Source organism: Pantoea sp. RIT-PI-b (genome assembly GCF_001187905.1).
In the GTDB taxonomy this organism is placed as follows: Bacteria; Pseudomonadota; Gammaproteobacteria; order Enterobacterales; family Enterobacteriaceae; genus Pantoea; species Pantoea nemavictus.
In genome coordinates, this window is the sequence record NZ_LGIS01000033.1 from 606,788 (window position 1) to 623,809 (window position 17,022).

Consider the following 17,022-nt stretch of genomic DNA (forward strand, 5'->3'; position numbering starts at 1 on the left):
CATCGGAAATTTGCCGGTTCAATGCAGGGTGGCCATTGCAGGCCACCGACGTAACGCTAGCACCTCTGAAAATACCCGATCTTACTTCTGATTTTGACTGGTAAATTCCTGATAGTTCTGCAACGTAACCGTTTGATAAGGCACCCAGTTGTAGGCTTCAGTTTGCTTACCGTTAAGCATATTGTTGGCCACATCGACTGCGCCAGTTGCCTGACCTTTTGCATCCTGGAAAATGGTTACGGCCATTTTGCCGTTCTTGATGAACTGCAAACCATCCGGCGTGCCGTCGATACCGGCCACCAGCACATTGCTTTTCTTCAGCTGATCCAGCGCCATGATCGCGCCAATCGCCATTTCATCGTTGTTAGCGATAATGGCATTGATGTCATTGCCATCCTGCAGCCACGAAAGGGTTTTATCCACCGCTTCGTTACGCTGCCAGTTGGCGCTCTGCTTCTGGATCACTTTCAGGCCGGGATGATCTTTTACGTAATCTTCAACGGCTTTGGTGCGCTGGCGCGCTTCCTCCGTGGAGAGGGCGCCCATCAAAATCGCGATATTGCCTTTGTTGTCCAGTCGTTTTGCCAGCGCTTCGATCTCCATCTTGCCGCTCAATGCAGAGTCAGATCCCACGTAGGCCATCTTGCCACTCAACTTCACTTCGGGTTTGCGGTTAACGAAAATCAGCGGGATGTTGGCTTTTTTTGCAGCGGCAATCACCGGCATCACGCCCTGAGTATCGACCGGGTTGATAATAATCGCGTCAGCTCCCTGATTGATAAAATCATCCACCTGCTGAATCTGTAGCGAAACATCCCCTTTGGCATCGGCGAACTGGCTATTCAGACCTTTCTCTTTTAACTGTTTTTCCATCTGACTACGTAAGATGGAGACAAAATTCAGATCGAGGTTAGCGAGGGCGACGCCGACCATGTAGGTTTTCGCCTGGACGGTGAACACGCTAAGCAGACCACAGATTATTAATACCACTTTGATTAGTTTCATTTTTTATCTCTGTAGGGGAAGGTTATTATGTTATTGCAACCGGGTGCAAAACTAATGAGATTAAGCCCAACGTGAGAGATTCGATATGCGAGGGCTTACCGTTTAAGCGTTTCCACTTTCGGATGCGGTTGAATATTAGTCAACGCTGCAAAGCGCGAAGTTAACACCCTGGTCACAAAATCATCACGATCTGCATTCATTTTTGCAACCGGGTGCAAATTTTACAAAAGTAGCCGTTAGCCCGACAAACTTGCCGGGCTAACAGGTTATTGTTCGATGCTGGTTAACAGGGCGTTTTGAATAATGCGTTGGGCTTGCAATGGGTTTTGTTCACGCTGTGCATCCTGTAAGGCGGCGATATCCAGTTTATCCAGCGCGCGATAGATGTGTTTTAAGAAACGAATCGATAGATTGGCGGCTTCGACATGATCTTCACGGAATGGGAATTGATCGAGTTGCCACACGCCATCCCAATTGTTGATCTTCAACACATAGAAGAACTCAAAAATCTCCGTCATATGAACGGTGCCGACCACCAAGTCGTCATCCCAGCCGCGCAGATTGTCATTCACATCCATTCCAAACAGACGACCGCGATCGATGATCAACTGCGCGGAGTCAGCCGGAGATTCACCCGCAAACAGCGCGTGGCCGAAATCGAGCAGCACGCCGACGTTATCCAGCCCAATATCTTCAATGCCGAGCAGGGTGCGCGCAGCAGAATCCCACGTCATTTTTACCCGTGGTTCGCGGGGCTTATATTCAATGGCAAATTTGACGTCAGGATTCGCACTCGCCAGTTCGCGCATGCCGTCCACCGCCATTTTCCACAGGTTTTTATGATCGACCTGGAACGGATAATCCCAACCATCCTGTCCCGGCCAGACTTTCACGTAGTTGGCGCCCAGTTCGCGCACTACAGTGGCGGCTTCATGCATCAAATCAAACGCCTGTTTACGGATGGCGGCATCGGGATTGGTGAAGGCACCGCGGGAGAAACGGCGCAGATAGATCTCCGGTGTTACGCCGATCGCTTTTAATCCGGCATCTGCTAACGCTTGCTTAACCTGTGCGACCGTCACGCCTTCGGTAAACGGATAGGGCACATCCACGTAAGAGAGGTCTTCAACGCTGCCGGCGAGTTTGATCTGATCGAGCGTACTCAGTGCAGGCCCGTAACCGTCAACGGCGTAGCGATCGATATAGTTGGCAAAGTGCCATAATCCGGCACCGAATTTCGGATACGTATAGCTACTCATAGGGCCTGCTCCTCAGAGGATTGATGGTTGAATATATATTCATACATGGTTATATATTCCATTCTGCGCCTCGTGCTGCGCAGTTAACCAGCAATCAATAGTGAAAGTGCAGGTTTAATCACAGATTATTTTCATGCCTGGAAGACCAACACCTTGACGCTTTAAAGGGGTTGGGGCACGACAGCAACGCCAGGTCTTCGGTTCCACTTGCTCGTTTTCAGGGCAAAGAGTGCACCATTAGCTCACATTTCAATCATTGTTCTCTGCTAAAAATGGCTATCTGCTTCATCTGTTGTAAGCCTGTTTACCACCCTGAATCGCGTCATTACTTGCTGCACCAGAAATATTGCTAGCAATTTGGCTAGTGTGGCATGCCGCTTGCTTTACTCCTTCCATCGCTACAGGTGTGTTTATTCAGGAGGCCGTAATGTCATCGCCGCAGATTATGTGGGATATCGCCAGCCATCAGCGTTATGCCTACAGTTCCATTGAGCATCAGGTTTTGCCCGTGTGGCCGCAGGGTAAAGGTTTGGCGCTGTATATCGCTATGAATCTTGAGCATTTTGCCTTTGGTATGCCGGAAGGCGCGAAGCTGTCGCAAGGGGCAAATCGTCTCGATGTGCTGAACTACGCGTGGCGCGACTACGGTAATCGGGTCGGTGGCTGGTATCTGGCCGATCTGTTTGCCGAACTCGGTATTCCACCGGCGGTGATCGCTAACACCTCCATTCTCGATTACTGCCCCCAGTTGCTCGATCGCTGGGTTAGCTTGCCTGGTAGCGAGCTGATTGGGCACGGTCATACCAACTCGCAGCGCCAGGGCGAACTTAGCCGTGAAGATGAATATGCGCTGATCGCCCGTTGCCAGCAGCGACTGAGCGCTTATCAGCAACGGCCGGTAGCGGGGTGGTTATCGCCGTGGATCTCAGAGAGCCACGACACGCCAGACCTGCTGCGACAGAACGGCTTCAGTTACACGCTGAACTGGGCGCATGACGATCGTCCCGTCGCACTGCAAACCTCGCACGGCGATCTGCTCTCGGTGCCTTATCCGCAGGAGATCAATGATATCCCCACCATCATTCCAAACGGCACCTCGATTGAAACCTTTTGCAGCATGATCGAGAGCCAGTTCATCGAGATGAAACAGCGTGCCGAGCAGCGTCCGCAGGTGATGGGCATTGCGCTGCATCCTTACATTGTTGGTCAGCCTTTCCGCCTGCACCATCTGCGGCAGACGCTGCAAAAAATTATCGCGCAGTGTGAAGACGTATGGCTTACCACGCCGGGCGAGATTGCCGCCCATTCACTCAATATTTCTGCAACAGCCAATACCTTTGTCACGGGAGAGCAAGTATGTCGGTAGCACCTGAAGAAGTAGAGATTGTGAAAGCGTTTCTGGCAGCATCAATGGCGCCCGATCCAGACCGCGCTGCAGCACTGATGTCGCCTGAGGTGCTGATTACCTTTACCGGTAAGCGGGTGATGCCAACGGTTCACGGCGTCACCGCCTTTAACGCCGCGCGTTATCAATGGGTTAAGAAGCAGCTTGGTGAGTTTGACTGGATGGAGAAAAGCCCGGGCCATGTGGTGGTCTACTGTACCGGCTTTCTCTATGGCGTGTGGCCGGACGGCCGCGAGTTCGCCGCTAATCGCTATCTCGATCGCTATGAGGTGGTTGCAGGGCAGATTACCAAAATGGATGTCTGGAACGACAGCGCCGAGTGGATTCTGGCTCCGGAGCTCAATCAGCAGGCGTAGCTTTTCACACCTAATCGCCGTGATATGAAGAACACAAAATGAACTGGCACTGGCTTTGCATGCATTGCTAGCAATAACTCTAGCATATTGATGAGAGATAAATAATGAAGCAACTTTTGCTGTCGTTGTTAGTCGCAGGTTCGTTAGGCCTTAGCAGTCACGCTGCGCTGGCGGAGAACGTCGTGCGTTGGGCCACCGATGCGGACATCCCGACGCTGGACCCGGATGCGTACGCCTCCACCAAGGCACTGACTTTCCAGAACCACATCTATGAGTCGCTGGTACAGCGCGATAATGACCTGAAGATTCAGCCGTGGCTGGCGCTGAGCTGGCAGCAGCTGGACGACACCACATTGCGCTTCAAGCTGCGCGAAGGGGTGAAGTTTCATAATGGCGATGAGCTGACGTCTGAGGACGTGGTGGCCTCGGTCGCCAGGGTGACGGATCCGGCGTCGGGGATTCGTGCCAACGCGTCGACCATTAAAGATGCGGTAGCGGTAGACAAATACACCGTGGATATTCATCTGGTGAAAAAGACCGGTATCGCCATCAACGAGCTGACCGGCGTGATGATCATGGATAAGAAGTGGCTCAGCGAGCACAACGCCCTGAAACCTACCGATATCAGCCAGGGTACGGAAGGTTACGCCACCAATAATACCAACGGCACCGGGCCGTTTATTTTGCAGAGCCGTCAGCGCGATACGCAGATGGTGCTGGTACGAAATCCGAACTGGTGGAATGCCGCTGCGGGCACCACCAATATCGACAAAATCATCTTTAAGCCAATCTCGTCCGATGCCACGCGGCTCTCAGGCCTGCTGGCGGGTGAATACGATCTGGTGACTTCGGTTCCCCTGCAGGACATTCAGAGATTGCAGAATAACCCGGCGGTGCAGATGCAGGTCAGCCCATCGCTGCGCGTCGATTATCTGACGCTGAACATGCGTGACACGCTCAATGCTAAAAACGCCAAAGCGGACAACCCGCTGAAAGATATCCGCGTGCGCCAGGCGCTCTATATGGCCATCAATCGTGAGGCGATCACGCAGAAAGTGATGCGCGGTCTCACCAAGCCAACCAGTAACTATCTGGCGCCGGATATTCCGGGCTACGACGCGAAAGCCGGCGTCGATTTCCCGTATGACCCGGTTAAAGCCAAAGCGCTGCTGGCAGAAGCAGGCTATGCGCAAGGTTTCAACCTCAACTTTGATTGCCCGGAAGGCACCTACATCAATGCCGCCCAATGGTGCCAGGCGGTGCAGAGTTACTGGTCAAAAATTGGCGTGAAAGCGGCGCTGAACGTGCATCCGGCCAGCGTCTATGACCCGATTCTGGTGAATGGTCGTACCGATGTCGGCGTTTTGGGCTGGGCCAACCTGCCAATTATGGATCCCTACAGCGTGGCGGTGCAGCTGCTGCACACCAGCAACGGGAAAAGTCTCGGCACCTTCAATATTCCCCGCTACAGCAATCCGGCGGCCGACAAGCTGATCGACGACTCGGTCGGCGAGCTGGATAACGCGAAGCGTCTCACCATGCTGAGCCAGGCGGTGGCGCTGGCAAATAAAGACCTGCCTTATCTGCCGATGCACTTTGAACCCACCGTTTGGGCGATGAGCAAAAAGCTGACGCTAAAACAGACGCCGGATAACGTTCAGCGCCTGTGGTACGGCAAGGTTAGCCAGTAATTTCTCGTATCGGAGCGGCGCAATGCATCGCGCCGCGTTGAAGTCAGGAGGCCGTTATGGTTTTTTTTGTGCGCAAGATACTGCAGGCGCTGATGTTGCTGGCGGGCGTCGCGCTGCTGTCTTTTATTCTGTTTCAGTACCTTGGCGACCCGGTTGCCAGCATGCTGCCCGAGAGCGCAACCGAAGTCGAACGTGCGGCATTGCGCACCAGCCTCGGTCTCAACGACCCGGTAATTATGCAGTTCTGGCACTACATTACGCGCCTGCTGCACGGCAATTTTGGCATCTCTTACTACAACCAGGTTTCGGTATTTCAACTGATTATGGAGCGCTTGCCCGCCACGCTGGAGCTGGTGTTTGTTTCGGTGGTGCTGGCGATGGCGATCGGTTTTCCGCTTGGCGTCTGGTCTGCCATCAGCCGTAACAAACTGCTGAAAGAAGGGGTGCAGATCCTGTCGCTGATTGGCGTTTCTCTGCCGTGGTTTCTCACCGGCATCATCCTGATTATCGTCTTCTCCGTCTGGCTGGGATGGTTCCCTTCCAGCGGCCGTGGCGACGTCGTGAAGCTCGGTTTCTGGCGTACCGGGTTATTAACTGCTTCGGGTTGGCACTCTATTGTGCTGCCGGCGCTGTCGCTGGGACTGTCGATGGTGACCATCATCATGCGACTGATTCGCACCGAAATGCTCGAGGTAATGAAGTCCGATTACGTCAAGTTTGCCCGCGCTCGCGGCATTGAAAACTACCGCATCTGGTTTCGCCATGCGCTGAGGAACGCCTTATTACCGGTGGTAACGGTGATTGGTTTGCAGATTGGCGGACTGATCGCCTTCGCCATCGTGATCGAAACGGTTTTTCAGTGGCCGGGAATGGGATTGCTGCTGATTCAGTCGATTAACTTCGTCGATGTGCCGGTGCTTTCCGGCTACCTACTGTTTACCGCCCTGATTTTTATCGTGATCAACACCCTGGTTGATCTGTTGTATTACCTGATCGACCCGCGCATGCGGGCTCAGTAAGGAGTTGCCATGATTAACGATAATTTTCCTCCTGCGGTCGCGCCCGTGCGGCGGCGTACCCGGCTGGCTCAGCAGTGGCGAGCCTTCACCGACAGCGATCTGCTGTGGCTGTTCTGGCGCAGCAAAAGTACCGTGGTGGCCTTCAGCTGCTGCCTGATCATCCTGCTGTGCTCAATCACCAGCCACTGGATTGCGCCGCACAATGTGTTTGATACCACCAGTTTCGACCTGATGGATTCAGAGTTACCGCCATCGTGGATGAGCGGCGGCGATGCGCGCTTCTGGCTGGGTACCGATGTACAGGGGCGCGATATTCTCTCGCTGATGCTGTATGGCCTGAATATCTCGCTGATCATTGGCGGGATTAGCGTGCTGCTGTCGGTGATGCTGGGCGTGGCGCTCGGCGTGTTGAGCGGTTACTTCGGCGGTTTAGTCGATACGCTGATCATGCGCTTTGCCGATGCCATGCTGAGTATTCCCACCATTATGTTCACGCTGCTGGTCAGCGGCGTGGCACGGGTGGTGATCCCGAAAGAGTTGATGGGGCACTTTGCCCCGGCGATCCTCACCGGCGCCATTGCGCTGACCGGCTGGATGCAATATGCGCGTACGGTGCGCGGTCTGACGATGCTGGAGAAAGGGCGGGAATATGTTATGGCCTCGCGCATCAGCGGTGCGCATCATATCCACATCATGCTGCGCCACATTGTTCCGAACGTCCTGCGTCCGGTGCTGGTGATGGCAACGCTGCACCTCGGCGTAGCGATTCTGACTGAGGCCACGCTGTCGTTTCTCGGCGTGGGGATGCCGCCGGATCAACCTTCGCTGGGCACCTTAATCAACGAAGGCAATCAGTATCTGTTCTCCGGACAGTGGTGGATTGTGGCTTTCCCAGCCGCGCTGCTGGTGATCCTTTCTCTCTCATTCAACATGTTGGGCGATTGGTTGCTGGACGCCCTTAACCCGAAATTACGTTAGGAGCGCCCCATGGCACAGCAGAGCCAGACAGCCAGCGAGACGTTGCTTGACGTTCGCGATCTGAGTATTGAATTTCTGCACCGTAAAGGAAATTTGCAGGCGATCCATAACCTCTCGCTCACCATGCAGCCGGGCGAAGTGCTGGGCATGGTGGGTGAATCCGGCGCGGGGAAATCCCTGACCGGCGCCGCCATCAGCGGGCTATTGCAAGAGCCAGGACGTGTTAAACAGGGTGAGATTTGGTTTCAGGGGCAGCGCATCGATAACCTCGATGATGATGCGCGCCGTAAGCTGCGCGGCAAAGCCATCAGCTGTATTTTCCAGGATCCGCTCACCAGTCTCAATCCGGTGCTGACTATTGGCCAGCAGCTAACCGAAACCATCCGCACGCACTTGCCGCTCTCCGCCGCCGAGGCCCGTGAACGGGCGATTACGCTACTCACCGAAGTTGGCATGAGCAGCCCAGCGCAGCGCATGGAACAGTATCCTCACCAGCTCTCCGGCGGGATGCGTCAGCGCGTCGTCATCGCGCTGGCGCTCTGCGTTGATCCGCAGCTAGTGATCGCCGATGAACCCACGACCGCGCTGGATGTATCGGTGCAGGCGCAGGTATTACGGGTGCTTAAACGTCTCTGCCAGCAGCATGGCACGGCGGTGATGCTGATTACCCATGACATGGGCGTAGTGGCGGATGTGTGCTCGCGAGTCGCGGTGCTGTATGCCGGACGGATTGTCGAGATGGGCCCGGTCGCGGAGGTGATTCGTGCCCCTAAACACCCCTACACGCGCGGTCTGATCAACTCGATTCCCTCGATGCGCGAACGCCATGAATTCCTGTCGCAGATTGATGGCGCCATGCCGCGCCTCAATTCGCTGCCGGGCGGCTGCGCATTCCATCCACGCTGCCCACATGTTACCGAGCGCTGCCGCCAACATCAGCCCGACATGCAGTTCAGCCATCTGTCGCAAATCGCCTGCTTTTACCCCTACGGAGAGACGCCATGACAAGTGAAAAAGTGCTGCCGCCTGAAGTGTTGAACGTGCGCGATCTGCACATTCGTTTTCAGCTCGGGCGTGAAAAACGCAGCTCGCTGTTTCGTCGCGGCGCCAGGCGCGAGCTGCATGCGGTGCGCGGCATCAATCTCTCCATTCGTCAGGGGGAAACCTTTAGCATTGTTGGCGAATCCGGCTGCGGTAAATCGACTATCGCGCGGGCGCTGGCAGGGTTGTATACGCCGTCAGAAGGGTCGATAAAGTTCGCCTGGCAGGGTGACGCCAGCGAAACGCGCGCGGCACAGAACGGTACCCAGATGATCTTCCAGGATCCCTATGCCAGCCTCAATCCGCGCTGGCGTATTGGGCGTTCGCTGGCCGAGCCGTTGGTGCTGAGTAAAAAAGTGGGCAGCACGCGTCAGGCGCGCAGCTATTGTGGTCAGCTGCTGGAACAGGTTGGGCTCTCCGCCAACGATTTGGATAAGTTTCCGCATGAATTTTCCGGCGGTCAGCGCCAGCGCATTTCCATTGCTCGTGCGCTGGCGACCCAGCCGGGCTTTCTGATTTGCGACGAGCCCACCTCAGCGCTGGATGTCTCGGTGCAAGCGCAGGTATTAAACCTGATGCGCCGCTTACAGCAGACGCACGGGCTAACCTACTTTTTCATCAGCCATAACATGGCGGTGATTTCCCATATTTCCGATCGGGTTGGTGTCATGTACCTCGGTCGTATCGTCGAACAGGGCAGCGTGGAGGAAATTTTCTCGCGTCCCGCGCATCCCTACACGCGTCTGTTGATTGCGGCGATCCCACAGTTTGATAGCCCGTCGACAGAGCGCGAACCGATCGTCGGCGAAGCCCCCAATCCGATGTCACCTCCGTCGGGATGTGCCTTCGCGGCACGCTGCAGTCACGCACAACCGTTGTGCCAGCAAATGATGCCGCCGGTGCATAACTTGTCGGAAGAACATCAGATTGAGTGTCATTTCCCGGCGGCGGTCGCTGCGGCCTGTTAATCATGAGGAGAGAGCTGATGGAAAGTCTATTAATTCAACACGTCACGCCGTTTGATGAAAGCCAACCCGTTGACCTGTTGCTGGAAAATGGCGTGATTGCAGCGCGTGGCGCTAATCTGCCGCCAGCACCCGGCACCACCCTGATTGATGCGCGCGGCATGCAGGCTTTTCCTGGCCTGGTAGATGGCCATGCTCATCTGGATAAAACCTTGCTGGGACGCGACTGGTATCGCAATGAAGTGCCGCGCAACCTTGCCGCGATTATTGCTAATGAGCGTGATTATCGCCGCGAACAGCAGCCCGATGCGCAGCTGCAGTCAGAGCGCATTACGCGGCGCGCGATTGCGGCGGGAACCTCGTTTATTCGTACCCATGTCGACATTGATAACGAAATTGGCCTGGCAAACCTGGAAGGTGTGCTGGAGACGCGTCGTCGGCTGGCTAACCAGGTTGATATTGAGATTGTCGCGTTTCCTCAGAGTGGCATTCTGCAAAGTCCGGGAACGGAAGCGTTGCTGGATCGTGCGCTGGCGATGGGCGCGGAGCTGGTGGGCGGCTTAGATCCCTGCTCATACGATAAAGATCCGGTGCGTCATCTGCAGATCATCTTTGACCTGGCGGTGCGCCACGATAAAAAGCTGGATATTCATCTGCATGAACGCGGTGAACTGGGCGCGTTCAGCCTTGAGCTGCTGCTGGACTTTACCCGCCGTTATCAGATGCAGAATCGCGTTACGCTGAGCCACGGCTTCTGTCTTGGCATGGTTGAACCGGCGCGCCAGCAACAGTTTGCCGAAGAGATGGCAGAGCTGGGCATGTCAGTGGCGACGACCGCGCCGGCGGATATCGCGGTGCCGCCGTACGAATTGCTGACCGCAGCGGGCGTCGCCTTTTGCGCCGGTAATGACGGCGTGCGCGATACCTGGAGCCCGTATGGCAGCGGCGACATGCTGCAGCGCGCGGTCACCATGGGACTGCGTTATCGCTGGCGTCAGGATCGGGAAATTATGCGCGCCGCCGAGACCATTACTTATGGCGGTGCCCGCGTAATGGAACTGGATAATTATGGTTTGCAGCCGGGCAATCGCGCCGACCTGGTGCTGATTCCCGGCCGCAGCATGGTGGAAGCGCTAGTGGAGTTGCCACGCGATCGTAAAGTGATCAAAGGCGGCAAACTGATCGCCGCAAATGGGGAGTGCCTGTACTGATGAGCGAGAAAGTTACTCGCCTGCGCGCCGCTTGGGTAGTGGGCTATCGCAATGGCGATCACTGCCTGCTGCCGGATGGCGAAGTGGTGTGGCAGGGCGAACGCATTCTGTTTGTTGGCTTTGATTACACCGGCCAGGTTGATGAAGAGATCAATGCCGGGAATTGTCTGGTCGGTCCTGGATTTATTGACCTTGATGCGTTGGGCGATCTCGATACCACCGTGCTGGCATTCGACAACCAGCCGGGCTGGAAAAAAGGGCGCATTGTCGCCGCCGACTGGCACCGGCGCAATCTCTACAGCCGCGAGCAGCTTAACTTCGCCAAGCATTATGCCTACAGCCATCTGCTGCTTAACGGCATCACCAGCTTTGCGCCTATCACCTCTATTCTTTACCGCGAATGGGCCGAAGATTTCGATGAATACCTGTACGCCGCCGATGTTGCTGAATCTTTAGGCGCGCGAGCATGGCTGGGACCGGCGTTTATGGCCGGCTACTACGCCAGCGATAATCAGGGGCAGTTTTCATGGAACGGCGATCGTCAGCGCGCCCAGCAGGGATTAGACGATGCGGTTAATTTCTACCAGCGCATGCAGCAGCGCGGCGTTTTCACACTAAGCGGCATGCTGGCTCCCGATCGCATTGAGGGTGGGGATGCCGTGTGGTTAAAAGATCTGAGTGACGTTGTCACGTCATTAGCGTGCCCGACGCGGCTGCACTGCTGCCAGAGTGAGCTGGAGGTGGGTGAAATCGCCCGGCGCTATAAGGGGCGCAGCTCGCTGCAGGTTCTCGATGAGAATGGCCTGCTTAACCGCCATATGCTGTTGCCGCATGGCCAGTTCCTCGGCGGCGTGAATCCCAGTTCGGCAAGCGTCGCTGAAGATATTGCCCGGTTGGCACAATCTGGCGCGTCCGTGGTGGCCTGTCCGCTGGTTTCCGGTCGCCACGGCAAATATCTGGAGCACTATCCGGCACTCAAAGCGGCTGGCATCAATCTGGCGCTGGGTAGCGATACTTTTCCTGCTGATATGTTTACCAATATGCAGATGGGCGTGGTACTTACGCGCGTGGTTACCGGCGATATCGCTGCTGCTAGCGCGGCAGATTATTACCGCATGGCGACGCTGGGCGGTGCCCAGGCGCTGGGACGCGACGACCTCGGGCGGTTGGCGGCGGGATGTCAGGCCGATATGATGCTGGTCAATCTCGATCAACCCGCGCTGGGACAGATCTTCGATCCGATCACGTCGCTGGTATTGAACGGCAACGGCCGGGATGTCACCGGCGTGATTATCGCCGGACGAAAAGTGGTGTGGGATCGCGAGTTGGTGAACAGCGGGCAGAGCGCCGCCGCGTTACACGCCGAGTCGCAACAGGTCTTTGCGCACATCATTTCTACTTATCCGGAGAGAACCGTGGGCCATCCGCCGGTGGAAGAGATCGTCACATCGTCATTTCCCCGCGTAACCCGAGGCGCAGCCCATGAGTGAACACTATCTACTGACCAACGTCAGGTTAGAGACCGGATTTATTGAAAATAACGGTCATATTCAGGGTACGCGTAGCGATCTGTTTGCACTTGAAATTAACCACGGCCGCATTGTCGCCATCACGCCGCAGCACGAAGCACCAAGCCCATTGCCGCAGGTGGATGCGGGCGGCCTGCTGATGTTGCCGACACTGCGCGATATGCATATCCATCTGGATAAGACGTTTTATGGCCGACCGTGGCGAGCCGCTAAGCCGAATAACGAGCAGGATATTTTCCAGATGATCGCGCTGGAGCAACAGCTTTTACCGACGCTGTTAGCGGATTCGGTGGAGCATGCACAACAGTTGATCACACTGCTGCTGCGCAACGGCACGACGACAATACGCAGCCACTGCAATATCGATCCGGTGAGCGGACTGTGCAGCCTTGAACATCTGCTGCAGGCGCTGGAAGCGTTTGATGGCGTCATCAACTGCGAAATTGTGGCGTTTCCGCAGCACGGTCTGTTGCGCTCGGGCGTAACCTCGCTGATGCGTGAGGCGCTGGCACTCGGCTGCCAATGGACCGGCGGGCTTGATCCCACTAAAGTTGACGGCGATATGCAGCGTTCTCTGGACATCATGCTCGATCTGGCGCACGACAGTCACAGCGGCGTGGATATTCATCTGCATGAAGATGCCAGCAGCGGTATTGCCTGTATTCGCTATCTGCTGGACAGAGTAGAACAGGCGCCGAGCCTGCAAGGGCGAGTGACGCTGAGCCATGCTTACTGTCTGGCGCAAATTGGCGATGCTGAAGTGCAGGCGCTGGGTGAACGTATAGCGGCGCTGGGCGTTAGTCTGGCGTCCGGTTTACCGTTGGGGAAAAACGTTATGCCGTTGCCGTTGTTGCGCCAATGTGGCGTAAAGCTGATGACCGGTACCGACAGCGTGATTGATCATTGGTCGCCATTTGGCAGCGGCAGCATGCTGGAAAAAGCCAACTTGTGGGCTCAACTTTATGGGCGCGGTACCGAGTTTGCGCTTAACCGGGCGCTGGCGATTGCCACCGGCGATATACTGCCGCTGAATGAGCAGGGCGCACGCGTCTGGCCAATGACGGGCGACGCGGCTGATTTTATCCTGCTCAACGCCAGCTGCTCAGCCGAAGCGGTGGCGCGTCTGCCAGCAATTTCAGCCAGTTACTTCCGCGGCCAACGCGTTTACCGCGCCTAAATGATGTATATTTCAGGGGGACCGACATGACCGATACAGGATTGAGTATGGGCGCGAAATTAACCCCCAGACAAAAAGAGATCACCCGCATTTATGATTCGCTTACCATGGCCATTGCCCAGCATAAGCTACGGCCGGGAACGCGATTGATTGAAGCGCAGATTGTTGATGCACTTACGGCAAACCGCAACCATGTGCAGGCGGCACTGCAGCGCATGGCGCTGCAGCATATTGTCACCATTGAGCCCAATGTAGGTGCGATTGTTGCACAGCCATCCGCCACTACAGCGCGTGAAATCTTCACCGCTCGCCACGCCATTGAATCGGCGATTATTGCCTGCATAACGCCGGAAAAAATGGCGGCATTTGCCTGGCAATTGCAACAGCAGCAAAAAGAGGAACACGAGGCGATTCATAGCCAGGAGCGGCAACGGGTGGTGTATCAGCTTGGCGCGTTTCATCTGCTGCTGGGCAAAATTGCCGATAACAAAGTGCTGGAAGATATTCTGCATAATTTGATGGTGCTAAGTTCGCTGATTGTCATGCTTTATCAGCGTAATGAGATGCCGGTGTGCCAATGTGATGAGCATCAGCACATCATTGATCAACTCAACGCCGGTAATACCGCCAATGCACAGCAGCTGATGCGCGATCATCTTATTGAACTTGAGCAGCAATTGGATATTTCAGAAGCCTCGCCTTACGCCATGACGCTGGTGCAGGCGCTGCATAAGGTCAATTGATTTAACCTGTGCGGGGAATCTTTAATTTTCCCCGTGCCACGCTAAGTGATATTTCGATTAAAGTGCCTTGATGGCAGCTTCAATTTTTGCAGCTGTAGACTTTATGGCCGCTTTAGGAATTGCATCGTCTAATGTTTTAGTCATCGTGGTAAATGTGGCGGCAACGTCGCACACTTCCTCAATAATGGTATTAATGATTTTCTCGCTAATATCAGCGGATTTCCCGGCCTTTATGAGTGCTTTACGACTGATTTTCGTGCCGTAACCAGCGACTGATGACTGATGCTGCCCACCAGGCCCCATTTGTAAGGTGAGATCGTAGGCGGGTGAAACTTGCCACTCTTCATTCTGGTTAAGGGTAAACGCGAAGTTCTTCGCATGATCGTCCTGGTTATTCATGATCACATTGAATACCATACGACGCGCCTGGACCTCGCGCTCCACGGCAGATCGCGTGACCATCGCTGTCGCTTGCAAAATATCGCTGTAATCGAGGCAGGGAAGTCGAAAGTCTGCCTGCAGTACGCCCGCCATACTCAGTGTCGGCACACGCATTCCCTGATAGCGATCGAAACGTTTAACGCCAAAGGCCGCGAGGCCATCTTCAAGCGGAAACCAGCGGCTTTCCGGGAATTCAATACCGGCTTGTCTCGCCATACGCGCATAAACCTCTTCCAAAGCACAGACCCAAGCCGATTCCTGCGCTGCGGGGAATTTTATCAGCCAGGGATCGCTGCCGGAAAAGGCCGATGAATTTATGCGTCCGCTAGCAGAATCAAACTCCACCAGGACTTTGGGTCGAGCACCGTGCGGCGAACCGCCAAGGCGTACCAGTTCAGGCAGCACATCGGAGTCCTGGCCCGCTACCTCAATCTCAATTTCCCGAGCTAGCACCATCAGGTCGCTGATACTATGTGGATTCGTTTCGTGGCCTGGCACGTCCAACAGCGGGCGGTAAGTAAGCGCACCCATGGTATTGCTGCCTAGCATCGCTAACCGATCCAGTGGAGACAAGGTAGCAGGTTCAATATCATTGCGGCGCAGCAGTCGATCCATCAACAAACGTCCCCAACCATCAGGTAGAGAGTCGGCAATAAATCCTGGGATACCTTCCTGATGGCGCTCGAAATCGCTATAAGTGGTGTTGGCCGGTGGATGAAGCACAGGCGAAAACTCAATGCCGCGCTGAATGCTCTGTTCTGAGAATTCGAATAACCACTCGCCGCGTTGTCTACCCGCCGCGAGTATGCCTAAACACCACTTTTCACCCCAGCCTTCATAGATGACCTCCATTCGTTGCAGTGGCGCGAAGCTAACGTTTGATTTTCTCATTCCGCCTTATCACCTTTATTGAGGGTTAAGGAGTTTGCTTTTGGCCGTGCGGCCCGCTGACGAATCGGTGCATTGAGAGCCTCAACCTGAGCTATGCTCAGCGCCGGTGCAGAGAATAAGGTCATCATCTCTCTCTCCAGACGTAACGCAAAAACCACCTTCATAAAGTTTTCCAGCGTCACCTTGCCGTCATTTTCCAGCTTTTTTAGTGCTGACACCGAAATTCCCGCCTTATGAGCCAACTCTTTCTGTAGCATGTTACGTCGCAATCGATGATCTTTTAGGCGTTGCCCCAGCGCAGCTACCATAGCAGATTCTGAATATAGATTAAGGGACATATAAAGAGCTCCTGTGTTTCAATTACCATCTTAAGGGCTTCAAATTAAGCTATTATAGTAGCATTACCATGAAAGATCTGCATAAAATTAGAGCTGTTTAAAGCAACTTTATAAGCTCAATTCAATGATAAGGTTGTTTTAAAAACCTTTTAAAGCTATCGACGCTCTTTGGAGGAACCATGGAATTAGAGACCATTCGGCTGCGGCTGGAACCTTTTCAACTCGCCCATTTTGATGGCCTGCATGCGATGGAAAACGATCCTGAGATCATGCGTTACATCAGTAATGGCGTGGTAAAAACACCGGAAGAGACATTAGCCACGATTGAGCGCGTGCAGGCACGCTGGCAGCAGTATGGATTTTCATGGTGGGCAATGCGGGAAAAAGCCTCCGGTGAGGTAGTTGGCGCAGCATGCCTTCAGCATCTGGCCAATCAGGATGGCGCACCGCTGGAAATTGGCTGGCGTCTCAATGCCAATCATCATGGCAAAGGCTATGCAACAGAGGCGGCGCAGGCGATCGTTAAGTTTGCGGTTGAGGATATCGGCGTGAACTATTTAGTCGCCGTTGCCGATCCAGAAAACAGCGCTTCGCACAAGGTGATGCAGCGGCTGGGAATGACCTACAAAGGCATTGAGCGACATTACGATGTACCTTGCGTGGTGTATGAGTTGCAGATGACAAAGTGAGGCGCTTGAAGGCCATTTCAACTAGCCAGCAGGCTTACTGGCTAGTTGAACATTTACCAATGCGATTTTTCAAAAGAGCAGGTGATAGGACTGAACAAGTTTAGAGTACGCGTTTAGATATCTTATTTAACATAATATACATTACATGCACTTTGATTTATGGAAGCAAAGCTGACCTGGCCGTTCTGAGCTAAGCTTACCTGGCCGCTTCGGGCTACCTGCTGAGGATCCTGATATGACGGCTTCTGGTGCGGAGTTTTTCACGATGAACGAAGTTAACCGGC

Annotated in this window: 16 protein-coding genes; 12 read left to right on the top strand and 4 right to left on the bottom strand. The window is 54.7% G+C overall.

What is annotated here, in order from left to right; translation table 11 throughout:
- Positions 1-81: 81 nt before the first annotated feature.
- Both AC790_RS23555 and AC790_RS23560 read right to left on the bottom strand, forming a co-directional pair.
- The gene (locus tag AC790_RS23555) at positions 82-1,005 is read right to left on the bottom strand and encodes a substrate-binding domain-containing protein (RefSeq protein WP_049853441.1); all 924 of its coding nucleotides are present in this window, start codon (positions 1,003-1,005) and stop codon (positions 82-84) included.
- 266 nt (positions 1,006-1,271) lie between these two features.
- On the bottom strand, positions 1,272-2,264 hold the full coding sequence (locus tag AC790_RS23560; RefSeq protein WP_049853442.1) for a sugar phosphate isomerase/epimerase: 993 nt from the start codon (positions 2,262-2,264) through the stop codon (positions 1,272-1,274).
- 427 nt (positions 2,265-2,691) lie between these two features.
- Between AC790_RS23560 and AC790_RS23565 the strand changes: the two genes are divergently transcribed.
- From AC790_RS23565 to AC790_RS23615, 11 genes are all read left to right on the top strand, one after another.
- Entirely contained in the window at positions 2,692-3,630 is a 939-nt protein-coding gene (locus AC790_RS23565) for a polysaccharide deacetylase (RefSeq protein WP_049853443.1), read from the top strand.
- Positions 3,621-4,025 (top strand): nuclear transport factor 2 family protein, encoded by a 405-nt coding sequence (locus AC790_RS23570; RefSeq protein ID WP_049853444.1) that lies wholly within the window; start codon positions 3,621-3,623, stop codon positions 4,023-4,025. The genes AC790_RS23565 and AC790_RS23570 overlap by 10 nt, the downstream gene beginning before the upstream one ends.
- A gap of 104 nt (positions 4,026-4,129) precedes the next feature.
- Positions 4,130-5,716 carry an ABC transporter substrate-binding protein gene (locus AC790_RS23575; protein WP_049853445.1) on the top strand — a complete coding sequence of 529 codons (1,587 nt, stop codon included), beginning with the start codon at positions 4,130-4,132 and terminating at the stop codon, positions 5,714-5,716.
- A 56-nt stretch (positions 5,717-5,772) separates the two neighbouring features.
- Positions 5,773-6,735, top strand: coding sequence for an ABC transporter permease (locus tag AC790_RS23580; protein WP_049853446.1), 963 nt, complete (start codon positions 5,773-5,775; stop codon positions 6,733-6,735).
- A gap of 9 nt (positions 6,736-6,744) precedes the next feature.
- Positions 6,745-7,713, top strand: a complete 969-nt coding sequence (locus tag AC790_RS23585) for an ABC transporter permease (protein WP_082204313.1) — start codon at positions 6,745-6,747, stop codon at positions 7,711-7,713.
- A gap of 9 nt (positions 7,714-7,722) precedes the next feature.
- On the top strand, positions 7,723-8,718 hold the full coding sequence (locus tag AC790_RS23590; protein WP_009127967.1) for an ABC transporter ATP-binding protein: 996 nt from the start codon (positions 7,723-7,725) through the stop codon (positions 8,716-8,718).
- A complete protein-coding gene (locus AC790_RS23595; protein WP_049853447.1) occupies positions 8,715-9,722 on the top strand; it encodes an ABC transporter ATP-binding protein in 1,008 nt (335 codons plus the stop codon). Before AC790_RS23590 ends, AC790_RS23595 begins: the two co-directional genes overlap by 4 nt.
- Positions 9,723-9,739: 17 nt before the next feature.
- The gene (locus AC790_RS23600; protein WP_049853448.1) at positions 9,740-10,930 is read left to right on the top strand and encodes an amidohydrolase family protein; all 1,191 of its coding nucleotides are present in this window, start codon (positions 9,740-9,742) and stop codon (positions 10,928-10,930) included.
- Positions 10,930-12,420, top strand: a complete 1,491-nt coding sequence (locus tag AC790_RS23605; protein WP_049853449.1) for a chlorohydrolase family protein — start codon at positions 10,930-10,932, stop codon at positions 12,418-12,420. Before AC790_RS23600 ends, AC790_RS23605 begins: the two co-directional genes overlap by 1 nt.
- Positions 12,413-13,636 (top strand): amidohydrolase, encoded by a 1,224-nt coding sequence (locus AC790_RS23610; RefSeq protein ID WP_049853450.1) that lies wholly within the window; start codon positions 12,413-12,415, stop codon positions 13,634-13,636. Before AC790_RS23605 ends, AC790_RS23610 begins: the two co-directional genes overlap by 8 nt.
- Positions 13,637-13,683: 47 nt before the next feature.
- The gene (locus AC790_RS23615) at positions 13,684-14,379 is read left to right on the top strand and encodes a GntR family transcriptional regulator (protein WP_009127977.1); all 696 of its coding nucleotides are present in this window, start codon (positions 13,684-13,686) and stop codon (positions 14,377-14,379) included.
- 57 nt (positions 14,380-14,436) lie between these two features.
- On the opposite strand, the gene AC790_RS23620 is transcribed toward AC790_RS23615, so the two are convergent.
- Both AC790_RS23620 and AC790_RS23625 read right to left on the bottom strand, forming a co-directional pair.
- The gene (locus tag AC790_RS23620; RefSeq protein ID WP_049853451.1) at positions 14,437-15,711 is read right to left on the bottom strand and encodes a type II toxin-antitoxin system HipA family toxin; all 1,275 of its coding nucleotides are present in this window, start codon (positions 15,709-15,711) and stop codon (positions 14,437-14,439) included.
- Positions 15,708-16,049: a helix-turn-helix transcriptional regulator gene (locus tag AC790_RS23625; RefSeq protein ID WP_049853452.1), complete on the bottom strand. Its 342-nt coding sequence runs from the start codon at positions 16,047-16,049 to the stop codon at positions 15,708-15,710. The genes AC790_RS23620 and AC790_RS23625 overlap by 4 nt, the downstream gene beginning before the upstream one ends.
- Positions 16,050-16,228: 179 nt before the next feature.
- Between AC790_RS23625 and AC790_RS23630 the strand changes: the two genes are divergently transcribed.
- Positions 16,229-16,738, top strand: coding sequence for a GNAT family N-acetyltransferase (locus tag AC790_RS23630; RefSeq protein WP_049853453.1), 510 nt, complete (start codon positions 16,229-16,231; stop codon positions 16,736-16,738).
- Positions 16,739-17,022 lie beyond the last annotated feature (284 nt).